Below are 18838 nucleotides of genomic sequence, written 5' to 3' on the forward strand. Positions count from 1 at the left end.
CGGGGGCCCTCGGCAATGATCGCCCTGGTAATGAAAAATGGGGTCTGACGACATGATGTGCGTCTCGATGCCCGCAATCATTGCGGGCGTAATTGGTCTATTTCTTCTGTGGCTCCCAATGAGCCTGCAGGCACAGCTTGTGCTGAGCCTGACGATTCTGGGTCTGATGCTGCTGTTCATGACACGGCCGAACAGCACGACCCTTCGGCAACTCACCTTCGTTTTCGCCGGCATCATCGCATTGCGTTACGCCTACTGGCGCACGACGGAAACGCTGCCTGAGTTTTCCGAACCCATCAATTTCATTCCCGGCCTCATTCTTTACGTGGCCGAGATGTACTGCCTGATCATGCTGGCGGTGAACTTCTTCATCGTTGCCGATCCCCTGAAGCGGGAGCGGCCGGACATGCCGGATGAAGCGAATCTTCCGACGGTCGATGTCTTCGTTCCGTCCTACAACGAGGCGCCGGATCTTCTGGCGCTGACGCTGGCGGCAGCCAAAGCGCTCGACTATCCCAAGGACAAGCTCGCGATCTATCTGCTGGATGATGGCGGAACCGATGCCAAATGCGGCCACAGCGATCCGCGCGTGGCGCATGCCGCACGCCGCCGCCGACTGGAACTGCAATCGCTCTGCCAGGCGCTCGGCGTGCGTTACCATGCCAGAGCGAAGAACGATCACGCCAAGGCCGGAAACCTGAACGCCGGGCTCAAGGTCTCGAGCGGCGAACTGGTCGTTGTCTTCGATGCCGACCACGCCCCGGTGCGGGAATTCCTGAAAGAAACCGTCGGCTTCTTCGCGCAGGACGAGCGCCTCTTCCTTGTGCAGACGCCGCATTTCTTCCTGAACCCGGACCCGCTGGAAAAGAACCTCAACACCTTCGGCAGCATGCCGTCGGAAAACGAGATGTTCTATTCCATCGTCCAGCGCGGCCTCGACAAATGGAATGCCTCCTTTTTCTGCGGCTCGGCTGCCGTGCTACGCCGCAAGGCGCTCGAGGAAACCGATGGTTTCTCCGGCCAGTCGATCACCGAGGATTGCGAAAGTGCGCTGGCATTGCATTGCCGCGGTTGGCACAGCGTTTATGTCGACAAGCCGCTGATCGCGGGTCTGCAGCCGGAAACGCTGGTCTCCTTCATCGGCCAACGGGTGCGTTGGGCACAGGGCATGTTGCAGATCCTGACGCTCAACCGTCCATTCCTGCAGCGCGGCCTCACCATGGCGCAGCGGATTTGTTATGCCGGTACGAACCTGTTCTGGCTGTTTCCGATGACGCGACTGACCTTCATGTTCGCGCCGTTGCTTTACATCTTCTTTTCGCTGCAGATCTTCCAGGCCAATATCGTCGAGTTCGTCTGCTACACGCTGACCTACCTCGTCTCCTCCTTTGCCATGCAGTCCTATCTGTTCGGCCGGGTTCGTTGGCCGTGGATTTCCGAGCTCTACGAATATGTGCAGTCGGTCATGCTGTTCGGCGCCATTATCAGTGTGGTGCGCAATCCCCGTAAACCGACCTTCAACGTGACGGCGAAAGGCCAGACGCTGGACACCAGCAAACTGTCCCCGCTGGCCGGCTCCTATTTCGCCATTTTCCTGCTTCTGCTTGGCGCGACCGGTTATGCCGTCTGGCGTTACCTCACGGAACCGATGCCGTCCGAACTGCTGCTTATCGTCATCGGCTGGAACCTGATCAATACGGGTCTGGCCGGGGCCGCGCTTGGTGTCGTCGCGGAGCGGCGTGAACGCCGCCGCAACCAGCGGCTCTCCGTCCAGCGTCATGCCCTTGTGCATATCGACCAGAAGCAGCATGCGGTCATCGTCCGGGACGTCTCCAGCGGCGGCGTCGGCATCGAGTTCTTCGAAGGCGTGCCACAGGGCATAAAACCCTACGATACCGCGACACTTGAAGTGCGCCGCCAGGGCAAGGCGATGAAGACAAAGATTGTCTGCAGGGTCATCCGCGACGATCAGACACATCCGATCTTCGGTTTTGCTTTCAGCGAACGCACGCCGGAGACCTTCGTGATGATTGCCGAGATGATGTATGCGGAACAGGCGCGCCTGCAGGAGCGGATCACCCGTCGCCAGAAGCCGATCGGCTTCTTTGTCGGGACGATCCAGTTTGCATTCTGGACACTGCGCCAGACGCTGCGAGCCTTCGGATATGCACTCGGCGCCGTTCGGGAAACCACGGCCCCTTCCCATCCGGATGCCGAACTGGACCTGAGACCCTTCGGACCAACAGGCCCCGGGCACACGGGCGACGAACCGCCACCGGCCTCGGTGAAGGAGGTGAACTATGCGTAACCGTGCCCTCCTCGGCGCAGCCCTCGTCTGCGCCTCTCTCCAGGCATCGATGGCAAGCGCCGACACCTCGCTTCTGCCAGCGGACATGGTAACCGAAAGCGCCCGTGAAGCCATGGGTACCGCCGCCTCCGCGGCTACGCTGCAGGGGCCGGGTCAGATGATCCCCTTCATCGAGGCGGCATCCGAGATGCGCCTGACGGGCGAAGACGACATGCGACGGCTGCGCTTCTATCTGGCCCCTGATCAGGTGGCGAAGGCAGGTGCCATCCGGATCGCCTATACCAATGCCGTCTCGGTGTTGCCGGATGGCGCAAGCCTTTCGGTCAGCCTCAACGACCATGCCGTCACGAGCCTGCCGATCCGCTCGCCGCAGGGGATCACCACCCACGACCTCAAGGTGGAGGCGGCACTCCTCCAACCGGGCTGGAACACGGTGACACTGCGCGCGCGCCAGCACCACCGGGTCGATTGTTCGATGGATGCCGTCTACGAGTTGTGGACGCAAATCGATGCGGTCCAAAGCGGTTTCCTTGCCACTGCCAAGGCAGCGACTAGCGATCCGGCAGGGCTGATGGCCGCTGGCCGCACCGAGGCCGGCGTCACCGAACTGCGGGTGATCGGGTCCTCGGCCGCCATCGAGGCGATGGCACGGCAGGCAATGCCGGTCATCCAATCCCTGGCACTGCTGCTCGGCCGCGACGACCTGAAGGTGGTGTTCGCAGAAAGCCCGAACGGCAATCCGGGCATTGACCTCTATCTCGGCGATCCGTCCAGCAAGATGCAGACTGCGGAAACTCGGTCTGTCCTCGGCTCGGCCCCTTCGGGCCTTTCGATGCAGGACATGGGCCATGGCCGCCTCCGCGTCATCTTACGCGGTGCCTCCGAACAGGCTGTGGCCGCAGCGCTTGTCCAAGCTATCAACGGCCCCTTCCAGCCGATCCTCAACGGGGCGCAGGCACTGCGCCAGACATCCTTCATCACGGCCGATGAACCCGGTCGCACGCGTCTCTCCGATCTCGGTTATACGTCGGAATCCTTCGCGGGCCGGCTGTTCCGCACCAGTGTCGACGTTGTGATGCCGGAGGATTTTTATCCGGGCGACTACGCCTCGATCGCGCTCAGGCTCAGCGCTGCAACAGCACCCAAGCTGGCACCCGGCGCGCAGCTTTTGGTGCGCGTCAACGACAGGGCCGTCACCAGCCATGCGCTGTATGCGCCGGACGGCGCAACCCTACGCGACAAACCGGTCGACCTGCCGTTGCGCGCCTTCCATCCCGGCGTCAACAAGGTCGATATCCTGGCCGAATTGCCGCGCGAGGATGACAAAGCTTGCGATCTCGCCGCCCGCAACGACGAGCGCCCGCGCTTCCTGCTTCTCGCCGATACCGCCTTTGACATTCCGGCACTCGCACGGGCCGGTCGCCTGCCCGATCTCGCGGCCTTCGCCGGACGGGGGTATCCCTTCAACCAGCGAGACAAGATCGAGATCTATGTCGACCGTTTCAGTCCGGTCCGTCTCGGTGCGGCCGCGACCATCCTGACGCGACTGGCGCTGAGTGCCCGCCATCCCCTGGTCGCCGATCTCAGGCTGGGCCAACCCGCTCCCGATATCCAGTCGACGGCGTTGGTGATTGCTGCTGGCAATCGCCAGATGGCGCAACTCGACGGAAAAAGCTTGCGGTCCGCCCGTTTCTCCGTCGCCGGTTTCGACACGATGACGACCGGCTCGGTTGCCGGTTCATTGAGCGTGCCGGGCTCCGATGCGGGGGCTGACATGCAGGCGCTGCTGCAGGCCTTCCAGCAGCGTACCGCCGACGAACGCAGCGATCCGTCCGTGATCGCCCGCATCCTCAAAACGCTGCAGGCCGGATCCGATACCGTTGGCCGCTGGTTGCAGTATCGCGACGTGGCAGACCAGCCGCCGCATTTGCGCCCGGCAGAGGTTCTGGCGACGATCAACCAGACCGGCAACGGGTCACGGCTGACGAGCATCACCACCGTCACTGCCGCCAATGAGGAAGATCTCAAGCAGGGGGTCGATGCTCTGACGGAACCTGCAGCCTGGCAGAAGCTGAGGGGCGGCTCGGCCCTGGTGAAACGGTCTGACCTTTCGGTCGTAACCGCACAACCGGCGGCCTACAGCTTCTATCCGCTGACCGATACCAGCATCGGCAATCTGCGCCGGCTGACCGCTGCCTGGCTCTCCGATCATTTCCTCGTTTATGTAGGGCTTATCCTGCTTTTGATCGGAAGTTTCGGCCTCTGGCTTGGTTACACCGTTCCCCGCAAGGGCGTGAGGACAGTTCGATGATGTCTCGCAAGCTCCCTCTTTCCATTTGCCGCTCGTCGGTGCTGCTGCTGATCATGCTGGCTGAAGGCGCATTTGCCGGAAGCCTGCTGCCGCAGGACAATCCTGTTGCCGCTTTGCCCCCCGCCCAGGCTGAAAATACCGCCCCCGAACCGGATGCGGTGGAACTTGCGGCGCTCTATTATTACGCCCAGCAGGGCGAGAAGCAGCGCGTCGAGCGTGAAATCCAGCGCATCAGCCTGAAATTCCCGGCATTTACCGTGCCTGACGATCTCTACAGGCCCGCCGATGAAAAGCGGGTCGATGAAACCCCGTTGTGGCGTCTCTACGAGGCGGACGATTATGCCGGGATCGAGCAGGAAATCAGCCGGCTTGCAGCCGCAAATCCGGGCTGGGAACCCTCTGCCGATTTTCGCGAGAAACTGGCACGCCGAAAGCTCCGTCACGACATGACCGAAGCCACCGTCGCGAAGGACTGGACGGCGGTGATCACCGCCGGCAAGGACCTCGACCCGACCGCCGAACCGGATGTCGATCTTTTGTGGATGCTGATCGACGCCTACAAGGGCAACGACATGGGCACCGTGGCGGCACCCATCTATCGCGGCATCCTGTTCCGCAAGGACGAAAACCGGTTCAGCGACGACGTCGTGATGACCACGCTGCAAAAGGCTGTCGAGGACTTCCCGGCGGCGGAGCTGCGCCAGTTGATCCGCATCCTCTCCGCCTCACCCGGGCTTGCCGCGCGCATGCAGGGGCTGACGCTCGACCTGATGCGCCGTGAGCTCGCCGATTATGCGGCGGGCCTTGCCGGTGCTGTCGAACCGCAGCCGCTCACGCTGCTCGCCGTCCGACGGGCCGCCGAAACGGGAGACGATCCCAAGGACCAGTTGCTGCTCGGCTGGTATTATCTGAAAGCGAAACAGAGCGGCGAGGCGGAGGCCTGGTTCGACCGGGCGCTCGCCGCCACGCCCTCGACGGAAGCGCTGAAGGGTCTCGTTCTCGCCCAGATGGCCGCGGGGCGCAATGGTGAGGCATTTGATACGGTGGCAAGCCATCTCGATCTTGCCGCCGGTGACTGGGAGAGTTTCCTCGCAAGCCTCTCCTTCGGTTTTCAGGGCAAGGCCGCAACCACGGTCGCGCCCACCGTCGCCAAGGCCTATGCAGACGCCATCCAGTCGTCGCAATCGCCCGAACACTCGGAAATCCTCGGCTGGTATGCCTATAATTCCCGCCAGTTCGATGCAGCCAGTGCCTGGTTCGGCAAATCCTTCGATTGGAAACCTTCAGCCGAAAGCCTGAAGGGTAAAGCACTGACGCTGCTGCAGCAGAAGGACAGGAAGGGGCTGGATCAGTTGCAGAGCGACTATGCCGGTGTCTATCCGCAGGTCTTTGCCGAGTTGAAGACGGCGGTAGCCCCCTCCGGCACGCAGGGCCAGGCAATCAACACCCCTTCAAACCAGGCGCAGCCGCAATACGTCCAGAACCTGCGCGCCAAGCGCTACAGCGCCTGTGTCGCCGATCTCGCCCGCCTCGAAAGCCGCAAGTCGCTTTCCGGCGACGAACAGCTGGTACGCGGCTGGTGCACGCTCGGCATCGACCGGTTGGCGGAAGCCCGGCAATCCTTCGAGATGGCCCTCGCAACGAGTAGCAAGAAGGATGATGCGGCCTATGGGCTCGGCTTGACGCTGCTGCGCGCCAAACTGACCGAGGATGCCGATCAGGTGCTTGCCCGCTACAGTCTGACACCCGCCCGCGAGCGGGAGCTGCGCGCGGAAATCCTTTGGCAGCGGGCCCGTTCCGCCTTTGACCAGAAGCGTTTCCCCGATGTTCTGGCGGCGCTCAACCAGCGCCTGCAGATCGCGCCGGAAAGCGTGGGCATGAGCCAGATGCGCGCCTGGGCGCATTATCATCTCGGCAACCTCGGCCAGTCGCGAGCAATCTTTGCCGAACTGAACAAGGTGGTACAGGACCCGGCGAACCAGCGGGGACTGGCGACGATCAACGAACGGATGGGGATCGAGCGATGAACAGGCTGCCCTTGCATCTTGCTGTCTATCTCGCGTCCCTTCTGCCGCTCGCCGGCTGTGTGACGCAGGACGAAGATCCCTGGCTTGCCCGACAGGCCGGAACGACGGCGGGCCTCTCCGCTGCAGCGGTTGGCGGCGGCAATCGGTCGATCCCGCCGGAGCTCGCCTGGGCACGGTTGAGCGGGGTAGAGCAAAAGCCGATCTCCGCCCGCAGCCTCACCAGCGAGGACAGCCAGATCCAGCAGGTGATCTACCCGAACCGCACGACGGCACCCGGCGAAAACCGCCTGACGGTGGAAAAGGGTCCGGCCGATCTCGACCGGCTGCGCAAGGCGCCGAGCCGGGCCGCGCTTGCCGCCGAAATGCGCGCCGCACTGCCTGGCATCGCCATGAACACCGAACAGGTCTTCCGACACAATGCCTATGGCCCGTACGGTGTGGCCATCGGCTCCTTGGCTGATGGCAGCGCCTGCGTCTTTGCCTGGCAGACCATCGAAAAATGGCCGGCAAGCGGAACCAAGGGCAAAGAAGCGGGCACCGTCCGCCTGCGTTATTGCGCGCCCGGCGCCTCGAGAGACAACCTCGCCAATCTTCTTGCAACGCTGTCGCTGAACGGCAGCCTCTATGGTTACGCTGTGCCCGTTGCCATCTCTCCCGCGCCGGAACCGGAAGCGGTGCAGCTCACCCGGCGCACCATTTCGTCAAACGCGACCAGTGGACCAAGTGTCGGCGCAGTGACTGCCGCGCAGTCGGCCCAGGCACGCACGGAAGCGGTGGAAAAATCCTCGACCTCCGTCAGCATTCCACTGCCGGACAGTTGAGGCGAAGTCATAAAGCTCACTTCTGCAGGACACGGCAGGCCGCCGGATCAAGCGGCCTGTCCAGCGCGGCCCGAAGCCCCGCCAGTTGCGGGCGGTCGCCCTTTGCCGTCGGCTGGATGTTCAGTGCCTCGTCCTCCGGCCAGAAATCCCCGCCGGCCCAATAGGCCCAGCCAAGCCAGACATCACGGTCGCGATCGATGGCCGCCGTCATTTGCGCCGCCACCTCGATACAGGCCGGATCCCGGGTCACGCCGAATTCACCCATGAAACCCTGGCGGTCGTTCTGCCGCAGCCAGGCCGAAACCCTGGCAACGGCGGCAATGGCATCCGCGGCACGGCTGCAACTGTCCTTCTTGCCGGAAAAATCTGCGTCGAAATACTGGTGGAACTCGTAGGCGAAATGGTTGGCGGGGTCCTTGATCCCAAGCATGACGGAGGCATTGGCGCCACCATACCAGTCGTCGAACCAGCTGTGCGCGCCGGTCCAGGCCGTGCCTGGCACCAGGATCAGGTTGTGTGAAGACACACGGCGGATCGCGGTGATCGCGGCATTCGCCGTCTTCAGCCACTGCGCCGCCGGCATGTCGTGTGGTTCGTTCATCAGACCGAACATAACGCCTGGATCGTCACCGAACTGATCCGCAAGCCGCTTCCAGAGATCCTCGAAGGCGGCGAGCGGCACCTCGGGGGAACCGATCACCTTGCCGTTGTAACGGGCGTAATTGTGCGGATCGAGGACGACCTTCAGGCCGAGAACACGCATTTTGCGCACCGCGTCGATCAGAAGCCCCGCCTCCTCCTTCGCGAAGGGTTGGGAGAGTTTCGGCTGCAATCTTTCCCACAGGAAGGGAAGCCGTACCGTGTTGAACCCTCGCTCGGCGAAATAGGCGATCGTCGTGTCGGTGGGGTAAATGTGGCTTTCGCCGTGTTTTCCGGGCGGCGCGCCAAACTCCGCCCCGGCGAGATTGATGCCGCGCAGGCAGGCGCCATCGGCGGCCGAGGCGGACGAAGCAAGACTGAGTGCCATGAGGCCTGCCAAGACGTTCCTGATCACCAAAAGAGCCATTCCCGTTGTCGGGCAAGGAAACGCGGCATTGCGGTCCGCCGCGTGCCCTTGCAGGACACTGATCCGATTCGGCCTCATCTTATGGGCGCCACCCGGCCCTCACAAGGGCCGGAAGTGCTTGCCTGCCCGACTAACGCAGGAACGTCCGGAAGCGCTGCAGCGAGAAGACGAACAGCACGCCGCCAATCGTCAGCAGCGCCACAAGTTGCGGCCACACAACGCTCAGCCCCGCCCCGCGAAACAGCACCGCCTGGGCCAGAATGACGAAATGGGTGTTCGGGGCGATCAGCATGATGTTCTGGATGATCTCCGGCATGCTTTCGCGCGGCGTCATGCCGCCGGACAACACCTGCAGCGGCAGAAGAATGAGGATCAAGAGCAGGCCGAACTGCGGCATCGTGCCGGCAACGACCGCTAGCGAGATGCCGATGCAGGTGGTGGCAAAGAGCTGCAGGGCAGCCCCCAGCAGGAACAGGGCGAGCGAGCCCTGCACCGGAACATGCAGCACGCCCTGCACCACCACGACGATGGAGACGATGGTCGCAACCAGCACCACCAGTCCCATCGACCAGATCTTGCTCAGCATGATCTCGACCGGGGTCACCGGCATGGCCAGCAGGTGTTCAATCGTCCCGTGCTCACGCTCGCGGATGAGGGCAGCCCCGGTGAGGATGATCGACAGCATGGTGACGGCCGAAATCACCTCGTTGATCGCCCCGAACCAGCCCTTGTCCAGCTCCTGGTTGAAACGCGAGCGCAGGACGAGGTCGACCGGCAGTTCGCTCTCGCCGCGGTATCCTTGCAGGAACTCGCTCACCTGGCCGGAGACGATGGACTGGACGTAGTTTCCGCCGGTAAAGGCCTGCGTCATTCGGGTGGCGTCGATGTTGAGCTGGATGGTCGGGGAGCGACCCGCCAGAAGATCGCGCTGAAAGTCCGGCGGAATGTCGAGCACGAAGGTATCGAGGCCTGCATCCATGCGCCGGTCCATGTCATATTGCGAGACCAGCTTCGGCGTGACGAAATACGGCGGATAAAATGCCGTGAGGATGCGCGAAGAAACCGGGGACTGGTCCTCGTCCACCACGGCGATCGCCGCATTGTTGAGGCTCTCCGGCTGGGCGCTGGAGGCGGTGTAGATCTGGAGCGTGAAGGAATAAACGATCAGGATCAGCATGACCGGATCGCGCGCCAGACCCCACAGTTCCTTGATGCCCAATTCGACGATATTGGCAATCCGCATGGCTCAGCTCGCCTGCTTCTTGAGGAGGATGGTGCCGAGCCCGAGGAGGACGGGAACAGCGAGGAGCAGTGGCAGGAACGAGCCGGCGAGATCGCCGAAATCGAGCGCCTTGGAGAAGGTGCCGCGCGCGATCGTGACAAAGTAGGTCGTCGGATAGATCTGGCCGATCAACGCCCCTCCCCCCTGCAGTGATGAGACGGGGTCGATCATGCCGGAATACTGGACCGCCGGAATGAGCGTGATGAGTGCCGTGGCAAAGATGGCCGCGATCTGCGACTTGATGAAGCTGGAGATCAAAAGGCCCATGGCCGTCGAGGACAGGACGTACAACACAGCCGCAACCGTCAGCGCCAGGAAACTGCCCGTCAGCGGCACCCGGAAGACGAAGACGGCAAAGGCGACCAGCATCAGGTAATTGAGGATCGCCAGCACGATATAGGGAAACTGCTTGCCGAGCAGGAATTCCAGCCGTGTCACCGGCGTGGCATAGAAATTGAGGATCGACCCCAACTCCTTCTCGCGCACGACGCTGAGCGCCGTCAGCATGGCTGGGATCATCATCAACAGCAGCGGAATGACGGCCGGAACCATGGCAATCAGGCTTTCGATGCTCGGATTGTAGCGGTAGCGGATCGCCAGGTTGAAATCCCCCTTGGTTGCCGCGTCGCCTTTCAATTCACGCGTCTTCTGAGTCAGCCAGGCGGAATGGATGCCCTGCACGTAACCCCGCACCGTTTCGGCCCGGGTGGGCATTGCACCATCGATCCAGGCGGCGATCTCCACGGGCCCCTGGCCACGAGCAACATCGCGCCCGAAACCCGGCGGGATTTCGATGGCGAGGCTCAGTTCACCGCTGCGCATGCGCTGGTCGAGATCCTGGTAATCGCGGATCGGCGGTTTTTCGATGAAATAGCGCGATCCGGCGATCTGCAGTGCGTAATCGCGGCTCACCGTCGTATCGTCGCGATCCAGCACCGCATAGGTCAGGTTGTCGACGTCGAGATTGATGCCGTAGCCGATCACGAACATCAGGATCACGCTGCCGATGATGGCAAGCGTGGCGCGGATCGGATCGCGCTTCAGTTCCAGCGCCTCGCGCTGCGAATAGGCGAGCATGCGCCGGATGTCGAAGAACGGTGGCCGACCCGCCGGTGTGGCGGATGGCTCGGCGATTTCGGACTCTGCAGCCGGGTCCACGACCGCCTGCGGCTGTGCGGCTGTTGCCGTCTGCCCGATCGCCTCTTCCAGATGGGCGATGAAGGCCTCTTCCAGCGTCGCCGCCTGCCGCTGTTCGATGATCGCCTTCGGCGTGTCGCTGACCAGCACCTTGCCGGCATGCATCAACGAAATGCGATCGCAAAGTTCCGCCTCGTTCATGAAATGCGTCGAGACGAAGATCGTCACATTGTCCTTGCGCGACAGATCCGCGAGGATCTGCCAGAAACCGTCGCGCGCCACAGGATCGACCCCGGAGGTCGGTTCGTCGAGGATGAGGATGTCCGGTCCGTGGATCATCGCGACCGCCAGAGACAGGCGCTGGCGTATACCGAGCGGCAGGGCATCCGGCAGACTGTCGACGACCTGCGTCAGATCGAACCGCTTGAGCATCTCCTCGATCCGTGGCCCGATGCGATCCGGTTCCATGCGGAAGAGCCGGGCGTGCAGGTCAAGGTTCTGGCGCACCGTCAGCTCGGAATAGAGCGAAAAGGCCTGGCTCATGTAACCGACCTTCCGCCGCACATCCATGTCCTTGGGATCGACCGGGTTGCCAAACAGCCGCGCCGTGCCCTCCGTTGCGGCAAGCAGGCCCGTCAGCATTTTCATCGTCGTCGTCTTGCCGCAGCCGTTCGAGCCGAGAAAACCGAAAATCTCGCCCTTGCGGATCCGAAAGCTGACTGTGTCGACCGCTGTGAAATCACCGAACCGCATAGTGAGATTTTCCGCCTCGATGGCGATCTCATCCTGCCCGTCGGCTTCCACGCGCGGCGGAATGACGAGCGTTTCGTGTCCCTGGCGTTTTTCCTCCGGCAGCAGCGCAACGAAGGCGGCATCAAGGTTCTTCGTTTGTGTCTTTGCAAGAAGCTCAGCGGGGGAACCGGTGGCGAGAACCCGTCCGCCATCCATGGCAACCAACCAGTCGAACCGTTCGGCCTCCTCCATATAGGCGGTCGCAACGATCACGCTCATCGCCGGCCGGTCGCTGCGGATATGGTCGATCAGTTCCCAGAACTGGCGGCGCGACAGCGGATCGACGCCGGTGGTCGGTTCATCGAGGATCAAAAGATCGGGATCGTGCACCAGGGCGCAGCAGAGCCCGAGCTTCTGTTTCATGCCGCCGGAGAGCTTGCCGGCCGGGCGGTCGGGAAAGGGGGAGAGACCGGTTCGCCGCAGCAGGTCATCGATGCGGCGCTTTCGCTCGTCCCGATCCTGGCCGAACAGACGGGCGAAGAAATCGACGTTTTCGGTGACTGACAGGGTGGGATAGAGGTTCTTGCCGAGACCTTGCGGCATATAGGCAATGCGTGGGCAGATCAGGTCGCGGTGACGGCGGGAGGCAATGTCGCCGCCGAGCACCTGGACCTTGCCGCTCTGCATCACATGCACGCCGGCGACGAGCGACAGCAAACTCGACTTGCCGACACCGTCCGGGCCGATCAGCCCCACCATGCAACCGGCGGGAATGTCGAGCGTGACGTCGCGCAGCGCCTGTGTCTTGCCGTAACGCAGGCTCACCCCCGCAAGCGTGACCACGTTCGGCCGGGGTTCGGCGCCCTCCGTTTGTCCGTCAAGATCCGGCCCTGTCATTGCACCACATCCGCCAGATTGGCCGGCCAGACGGCCTGCGGATCAAGCTTCACATAGGCCATTCCGGGAAGACCAGTCTTCACCTGCTGGATGTATTTCTCCAGCAATGCCTGTGGGATTTTCGCCTTCACCCGGAACATCAGTTTCTGCCGTTCCTCTTCGGTCTCCACCGTCTTCGGGGTGAACTGCGCGACATCGGCAACGAAGGCGACGGTGGCAGGAATGGAAAACTGCGGGGCGGCATCCAGAACAAGGCGCACCTCGCTGCCGATCGCAACCCGGCCGGCCTCCGCGGTCGGCAGGAAGAAGGTCATGTAGACGTCGCTCAAGTCGACAAGATTGAGCACCCGGCCGCCGGCAGACAACACCTCTCCCGGTTCGGCGACACGATACTGCACCCGCCCCGGCCGTGCGGCCGTCAGCGTGCTGTCATTGATGTCGGCAACGATGCTTGCAACGGCAGCCCGAGCCGCTTCGACCGCCGCTTCCGCATCGATCACCTGCGCCTTTGCGGAACTGATGGCAGCCTCCGATGCAGCAAGCTGGGCCTCGGCCGCCGCGACCGCGGCCTTGGCTGCCTTGGCGTCGGCACGGTCCTCATCAAGAGCCTGCTGGCTGGTGACGTTGGAACTGGCGAGTTGTTCGGTGCGGGCCAGCTTGCGGCTGGCACCGTCCAGTTCGGCTTCGCGCTGAGCGACCGTCGCGGCCGCCGCTTCCCGTTCCGCCTGCCGCTGCATCACCAGGCTTTTTGCCGTATCGATGCCGATGATTGCCTGGCGCAGGCTGGCTTCCGCCTGGGCCTTCTGGGCCTCGAGCTGCACGGTATCCATGCGGGCGAGAACCGTGCCGGGTTTGACGAAGTCACCCTCGACCGCCATGATCTCGCGGATCCGCCCTGCCGTCTTGGTGGAAACGTCAACCTCGGTCGCTTCGATGCGGCCGTTTCCGGAGGCAATGCCTTCGGGAAGGGCCGCGCCGCTGTAATTGCTCCAGGCATAATAGCCGCCTGCCGCAAGGGCAGCGATGACTGCCACGGTTGTCAGGCTTTTCATCCGATCGTTCATGTCGCTCTCCGGCACCTGCCTCAGACAGAAATGGAATGTGCTGCCTATTCGGCCCGGCGCCGGCGTCCTGGCTGATAGATCCGAATGAAGCGGCAATACCGAATTGCTCGGCATGACATGAAGGTTAGCGGGCGTGCCTGCGGCGGAAATTGATCCGCGTCAAAAACTGAGAAAAAATTGGTACTCACCAGTATCATTTACCTGTATAGACTGCAGGCGTTTGAGTCCGAGGGCGCCTCCGGCTCTGACCAGGAGTTCTTAAGGGCTTGCGCACATTCGCAGAAATGTACGCGCAAGGTCCACGACAGATGCTTGTGAGACGATCGGACAAGCAGACTGGCGGCGGGCTCCCTACATTAAAGACGAGTGCGACCGATGGCCCTTCGCCGACGTTCGCCTATGTCCTCTGTCGAGGACAGGAACAGGTGAAAGATACTACGCATGCAGACGGCTGTGAATTCAGCAACAGCAGACATGGGAACGAGGGCCGGCAGGACCGTCCAGACGCTTGCTTACCGGCTCGCCGGGAGCCCCCGCGCCATCATCATCGTCTTTGCCGTGTACTTCCTCTTGCAGACGCTGATCCGGCTGTTCCTGCCGACGGCACTGCGGGTCGACGAGGCACAGCAGGTTCTGTTCCAGCAGTGGCTAGCCTTCGGTTATGACGCGCAGCCTCCGCTCTACAACTGGTATCAGCAGATCTTCTTTAGGCTGTTCGGAACAAGCCTTTTCGCCGTCGGCGCCGCCAAGAACCTCGTTCTGTTCCTGATCTTCTTTTTCTACATCAAGGCAGCAGAACTGATCCTCTCGGACAAGCGGCTGGTGGCGGTCGCGGCGTTTCTGTTGTTCGTCATTCCGCAGGTCTTCTGGCAGGCACAACGGGACCTGACCCACACGACGATGCTGATGCTGAGCGTCGCGATGCTCCTTTACCTCACGGCGCGCCTCTTCCGGGGACCCGGGACACTCGGTTACATCGGTATCGGCCTGTGCATCGGCATGGCACTCCTGTCGAAATACAACAGCCTGATCATCCTGCCAGCCATCCTCATGGCGGTCTGGCTTCACCCACAGGGACGTGAGCGCATCCTTGACCGTCGTTTTATTTTGTCGCTTGCGCTGGCATTTGCCTTATGTATCCCGCATGCCATCTGGCTTTTCCACAACCTCGATCTCGCCTCCGGAGTGACGTTGAGCCGAATGGCGGAAAATGCACCGGACGGACGGTTCTTCCAGGTGACCTTTGGCGTTGCAACCTTCATCGGCGGAGCGCTGGTGATTGTCTGCGTGCCGATGCTTCTGACGGCGCTGTCCTTGCTTGGCCTGAAACCGCGCGGCGACGGCGCGCCGGATCGGACCTGGTACCGCTTCTTCCGCACCTATTTCATCGCGATCACGCTCATCATGCTGCTGGTCATTGCAACGATGACGCTGACGGAAATCCGCGACCGCTGGCTGCTTCCGCTGTTCTTGCCCTTGCCGCTGTTTATTGCGCTGTGGCTCGAGCAGCAGCGATTCAGCCTTGCCCGCCTCGTGCCACGTCTGGTCTCGGTCGCGCTGGCCACCATGCTGGTCGTCCCCGGCGCGCTCATCGCCTCGCAGCCACTGATGTCCCTGCTCGGGCTCAGGACCAGTTCCAACTATGACTGGCAGAGTTTCGCCGACAAGTTCCGTGCCGACGAAAAGGTGGCGCCGGCGCTCATCGTCACCGGCGACTGGCGCACCGGCGGCAATCTGAGGTTCCTGTTCCAGGACACGCCGGTTGTGACCACCACCTATGACGACTTCACGCCACCGATCGACGCCTCGGGAGAGCGGCCAATCCTACTCGTGCAGACGACCGGAAAGGAAAAATTCCCGAAAATGCTCGAATGGCTGGAGAAGAACTACGGCCTTCGGCTGGCGCTTCCCGAGATCCGCTCACTCGACATGCCGATGTATTTCCCGACTGAAGGCGAATGGCTGCGCTTCCACTACACCGTCGTCCGACCGGTCGGTCTCGTGGCACCGAAACCCTGACCGTGCCGCCCCTCGGGCAGGTTCTGCCAGGCGTCAACCGGCCTTGAGGCCGAGGAGCGCCGCACCGATCAGTCCGGGCTCCACGGTGCATTCAGCCTTCACCACGAGCGGCCGGTCGAAGCGGCGCAGGATGCGGCTGCGCACCGCGGCATCGATCGCTTCAAGCAGAGGTTCGGCATTGGACAACCCGCCGCCGACCGGAATGATGGTCGTTCCCGTGACATTGGCAACCAGCGCCAGCGGGCCTGCCAGAACATCGACATAGACATCGATCGTCCGGCTCGCCGCGGCATCCCCCACCTCCCAGGCCGCAACAATCTCTTCGCTGGTCTGCGTCGCCCCATGCAGATGCGCATGCAGTTTTTCCATGCCGCGGGCGCTGCAGACGGCATCGATGCAGCCGGTCAGCCCACATCCGCATTGAAAGCGCGGCAGGCGTGCCGGCGGATGGCCGGCTTCGGTCGCGGCGACCGGGCCATGGCCCCATTCGCCGGCAAACCCGCCCTCGCGGTTGATGAGCTGCCCGTCGATCACCAACCCGCCGCCGACGCCGGTTCCGAGGATCACGCCGAAGACGACGCGGTGGCCGCGCCCGGCGCCAATCCCGGCTTCCGCCAGCACGAAACAATCCGCATCATTGGCCACGAGAACCGGAAGGCCAAGGGCGGCCTCCAGATCCTGCCTGAGCGGCCGGCCATGAATGCAGGGCACATTGGCAACGACGGCGCGACCGGTATCCGGATCGATGATGCCGGCGATCGAGAGCGCTAAGCGCTCGGGCCGTTCGTCCGCCTCGTCGATCACCGATTGCAGCACGGCCACAAAAGCGTCGAAGTCATGGATCGGCGTCGGCTGCCGCGGCACGGGGCGCACATCCTCCACCGCATAGGCGAGCGCCCCCTTGATCGCCGTGCCACCGATATCGAAACAGACGATCATGATGCTGCCATCCGGTCCGTAAGATCGCGTCCCGCCACAAGCTTACCGCCGATAAAGGTCGAATGCAGGCTCAGTGCGGTATCGAGCACCACCATATCCGCATCGAAACCGGGCTTCAGCAGGCCTTTCGTCGTCGCAGCGATCGCCTCCGCCGGATAACGCGAGGCCATCCGCAGCGCCTCGATCAGGGACACGCCCAACCGTTCATGGGTGAAGCGCACGCAGGACAGCATGTCGATATCGGCGCCCGCCAGCGTTCCGTCCGCAAGCGTCAGCCGCCCGCCGCGGCGGAAAACCTGCCGGCCGTTCAATTCGAATCCGTCATCCTCCGTGCCAATGGTCGACATGGCATCCGTCACGAGGAAAATGCGGGCCGGACCGTTTTTTGCCCGCAGCGCCACGCGCATGGCCACCGGATCGACGTGGAAACCGTCGGCGATCAGGCCGCAGAAGATGCGGCCATCATCGAGTGCCGCGCCGACGACACCCGGCTCGCGGTTGCCCATCTGGCTCATCGCGTTGAAAAGATGCGTCACCATGGTGACGCCGGCTTCCGTATAAGGCGCGACCATGGAAGCCACGACATCGGTGTGGCCGAGGCTGACGACATACCCCGCCTCTTTCAGCCGCGACACCTGTTCCGGCGTCACGCTTTCCGGCGCAATGGTGGTGAGCGCCTGGCCGAACGTGCCCGACGCCGCACAGAGAGCGGAAAGATCCGCCTCCTCCATCGGCCGGATCAGGGTCGGGTCATGCGTGCCCTTGCGGGCGAGCGACAGATGCGGCCCTTCGAGGTGCAGGCCGAGATAGCCGGGGATGTGGCCGGCAAAAGCATCGCGTCCGGCTGCCAGTGCCGTGTCACGAATCTGAGGCGTATCGGTGATCAACGTCACCATCACCGAGGTCGTGCCGTAGGCGGCATGCGCCCGGCAGATGGTAGCGATCCCGGAGACGGTCGGATCGTTGTTGAACAACACGCCGCCGCCGCCATTGACCTGCAGATCGACAAAACCCGGCGCCACCAGCGCATCCCCCACATCCAGGGTCCGATAGCCGTCCGGCACCTCCTGCCGCGGCACGATGTTCGTCACACGGCCACCGTCGATCAGCACCGCATGCTCATGCCACAGCTGGTCGCCGTCAAAGATACGCTGGCTGACAAGCGCTAAAGGCTCGGTCATTGGGTCACGGTCACTTTCTGAAGTGCTGCGGGTTTATCAGGGTTGAAGCCCCTAAGACGGGAGAGCTGTTCGACCATCCCGTAATAGGGGATGATCAGGCAAAGCGCATCCGTCAAGGGATGGCCCGTTGCCACGAAGGGAAGTTTTGCCGGCCCCTGCCCGCTGGCCAGCTGCGAGGTTGCGTAAACGGCAGCGTTCTTCTCCACCAGTTTCGATGCGGTCGCGACGATCGAGGTTTCCGCCTTGTCGCGCGCCGCAAAGGCAATCACCGGGAAAGCGGCGGCCACCAGCGAGACCGGGCCATGCAGCACTTCCGCCGAGGAATAGGCCTCCGCGTGCAGCTCACAGGTCTCCTTGCACTTCAAGGCGGCTTCCGAAGCGATGGCCAGCGAGGGGCCCCGGCCCAGCATGTAAAGCGAATCCGCAGCCACGAGGGTATCGATCACCGCACTCCAGTCGAGCGACAGCGCCTCGGCAAAATGCTGCGGCAGCGCGTTAACTGCCTGCTTCAGGTTCGCATCGTCCTTCCAGTGGGCAAGGACGGCAAGGCCTGCCACGATGGAATTGACGAAGGATTTCGTTGCCGCGACGGCAATTTCCTTGCCGGCATCGACATTGATCGCAAGGCTTGCGGCGACACTCAGCGGCGACGGCACGGTGTTGGCCAGCGCGATCGTCAGCGCCCCACCATCGACCGCAGCCTTGGCGAGCGCCACGATGTCCGGGCTTGCACCGGACTGCGAAACGGCAATCGCCGCCCCTCGCGCAAGGCGCAGCGGCGCGCCATAGATCGAAGCCAGCGACGGGCCGAGCGAGGCCACCGGCAGGCCGAGCTCCAGCTCGATCGCATATTTCAGGAAATGCGCCGCGTGATCGGAGGAACCGCGCGCGATGGTGACGACCACGGCCGGATCCCGCTCGCGCAGGGCCTTGCCGGCAGCCTCCAGCGCCTCCGCCTGATCGTTCAGAAGTCGCGCGGCCACATGCGGGATCTCGTCGATCTCCTGTCGCATGATCGATGTCATGAGAGTCTAAGCCTTTCCATGCTGTCGGC

The 18838-nt window shown here is 62.9% G+C and carries 12 protein-coding genes; 5 read left to right on the plus strand and 7 right to left on the minus strand.

The window, feature by feature from the left end:
- The first annotated feature begins 67 nt into the window (after positions 1–67).
- The 4 genes from bcsA to bcsN are packed head-to-tail and all read left to right on the plus strand — an operon-like array spanning position 68 to position 7467.
- Positions 68–2308: a UDP-forming cellulose synthase catalytic subunit gene (bcsA, locus tag OU993_RS16060; RefSeq protein WP_268159690.1), complete on the plus strand. Its 2241-nt coding sequence runs from the start codon at positions 68–70 to the stop codon at positions 2306–2308.
- Positions 2301–4619: a cellulose biosynthesis cyclic di-GMP-binding regulatory protein BcsB gene (locus tag OU993_RS16065; protein WP_268159070.1), complete on the plus strand. Its 2319-nt coding sequence runs from the start codon at positions 2301–2303 to the stop codon at positions 4617–4619. The genes bcsA and OU993_RS16065 overlap by 8 nt, the downstream gene beginning before the upstream one ends.
- Positions 4616–6646: a tetratricopeptide repeat protein gene (locus tag OU993_RS16070; RefSeq protein WP_268159072.1), complete on the plus strand. Its 2031-nt coding sequence runs from the start codon at positions 4616–4618 to the stop codon at positions 6644–6646. The genes OU993_RS16065 and OU993_RS16070 overlap by 4 nt, the downstream gene beginning before the upstream one ends.
- Complete coding sequence (bcsN, locus tag OU993_RS16075) at positions 6643–7467, plus strand: cellulose biosynthesis protein BcsN (RefSeq protein ID WP_268159074.1); 825 nt, start codon at positions 6643–6645, stop codon at positions 7465–7467. Before OU993_RS16070 ends, bcsN begins: the two co-directional genes overlap by 4 nt.
- Before the next feature lie 16 nt (positions 7468–7483).
- Here the strand turns inward: bcsN and OU993_RS16080 are convergent, their stop codons facing one another.
- From OU993_RS16080 to OU993_RS16095, 4 genes are all read right to left on the minus strand, one after another.
- Positions 7484–8494, minus strand: coding sequence for a glycoside hydrolase family 5 protein (locus OU993_RS16080; protein ID WP_268159076.1), 1011 nt, complete (start codon positions 8492–8494; stop codon positions 7484–7486).
- Between the two features lie 169 nt (positions 8495–8663).
- Complete coding sequence (locus OU993_RS16085; protein WP_268159078.1) at positions 8664–9776, minus strand: ABC transporter permease; 1113 nt, start codon at positions 9774–9776, stop codon at positions 8664–8666.
- A 3-nt stretch (positions 9777–9779) separates the two neighbouring features.
- Positions 9780–12581, minus strand: a complete 2802-nt coding sequence (gene rbbA / locus OU993_RS16090; protein ID WP_268159080.1) for a ribosome-associated ATPase/putative transporter RbbA — start codon at positions 12579–12581, stop codon at positions 9780–9782.
- Positions 12578–13645: an HlyD family secretion protein gene (locus tag OU993_RS16095; RefSeq protein ID WP_268159082.1), complete on the minus strand. Its 1068-nt coding sequence runs from the start codon at positions 13643–13645 to the stop codon at positions 12578–12580. Before OU993_RS16095 ends, rbbA begins: the two co-directional genes overlap by 4 nt.
- A 474-nt stretch (positions 13646–14119) precedes the next feature.
- Between OU993_RS16095 and OU993_RS16100 the strand changes: the two genes are divergently transcribed.
- Positions 14120–15664: a glycosyltransferase family 39 protein gene (locus tag OU993_RS16100; protein WP_268159084.1), complete on the plus strand. Its 1545-nt coding sequence runs from the start codon at positions 14120–14122 to the stop codon at positions 15662–15664.
- Between the two features lie 33 nt (positions 15665–15697).
- Here OU993_RS16100 and OU993_RS16105 read toward each other — a convergent pair whose 3' ends face one another.
- From OU993_RS16105 to OU993_RS16115, 3 genes are read right to left on the minus strand one after another with little or no spacing between them, the layout of a single operon-like run.
- Positions 15698–16603: an ROK family protein gene (locus OU993_RS16105; protein WP_268159085.1), complete on the minus strand. Its 906-nt coding sequence runs from the start codon at positions 16601–16603 to the stop codon at positions 15698–15700.
- A complete protein-coding gene (nagA, locus tag OU993_RS16110) occupies positions 16600–17784 on the minus strand; it encodes an N-acetylglucosamine-6-phosphate deacetylase (protein ID WP_268159086.1) in 1185 nt (394 codons plus the stop codon). Before nagA ends, OU993_RS16105 begins: the two co-directional genes overlap by 4 nt.
- On the minus strand, positions 17781–18809 hold the full coding sequence (locus tag OU993_RS16115; protein WP_268159087.1) for an SIS domain-containing protein: 1029 nt from the start codon (positions 18807–18809) through the stop codon (positions 17781–17783). Before OU993_RS16115 ends, nagA begins: the two co-directional genes overlap by 4 nt.
- Positions 18810–18838 lie beyond the last annotated feature (29 nt).

Source organism: Rhizobium sp. SL86, from assembly GCF_026672545.1.
In the GTDB taxonomy this organism is placed as follows: domain Bacteria; phylum Pseudomonadota; class Alphaproteobacteria; order Rhizobiales; family Rhizobiaceae; genus Neorhizobium.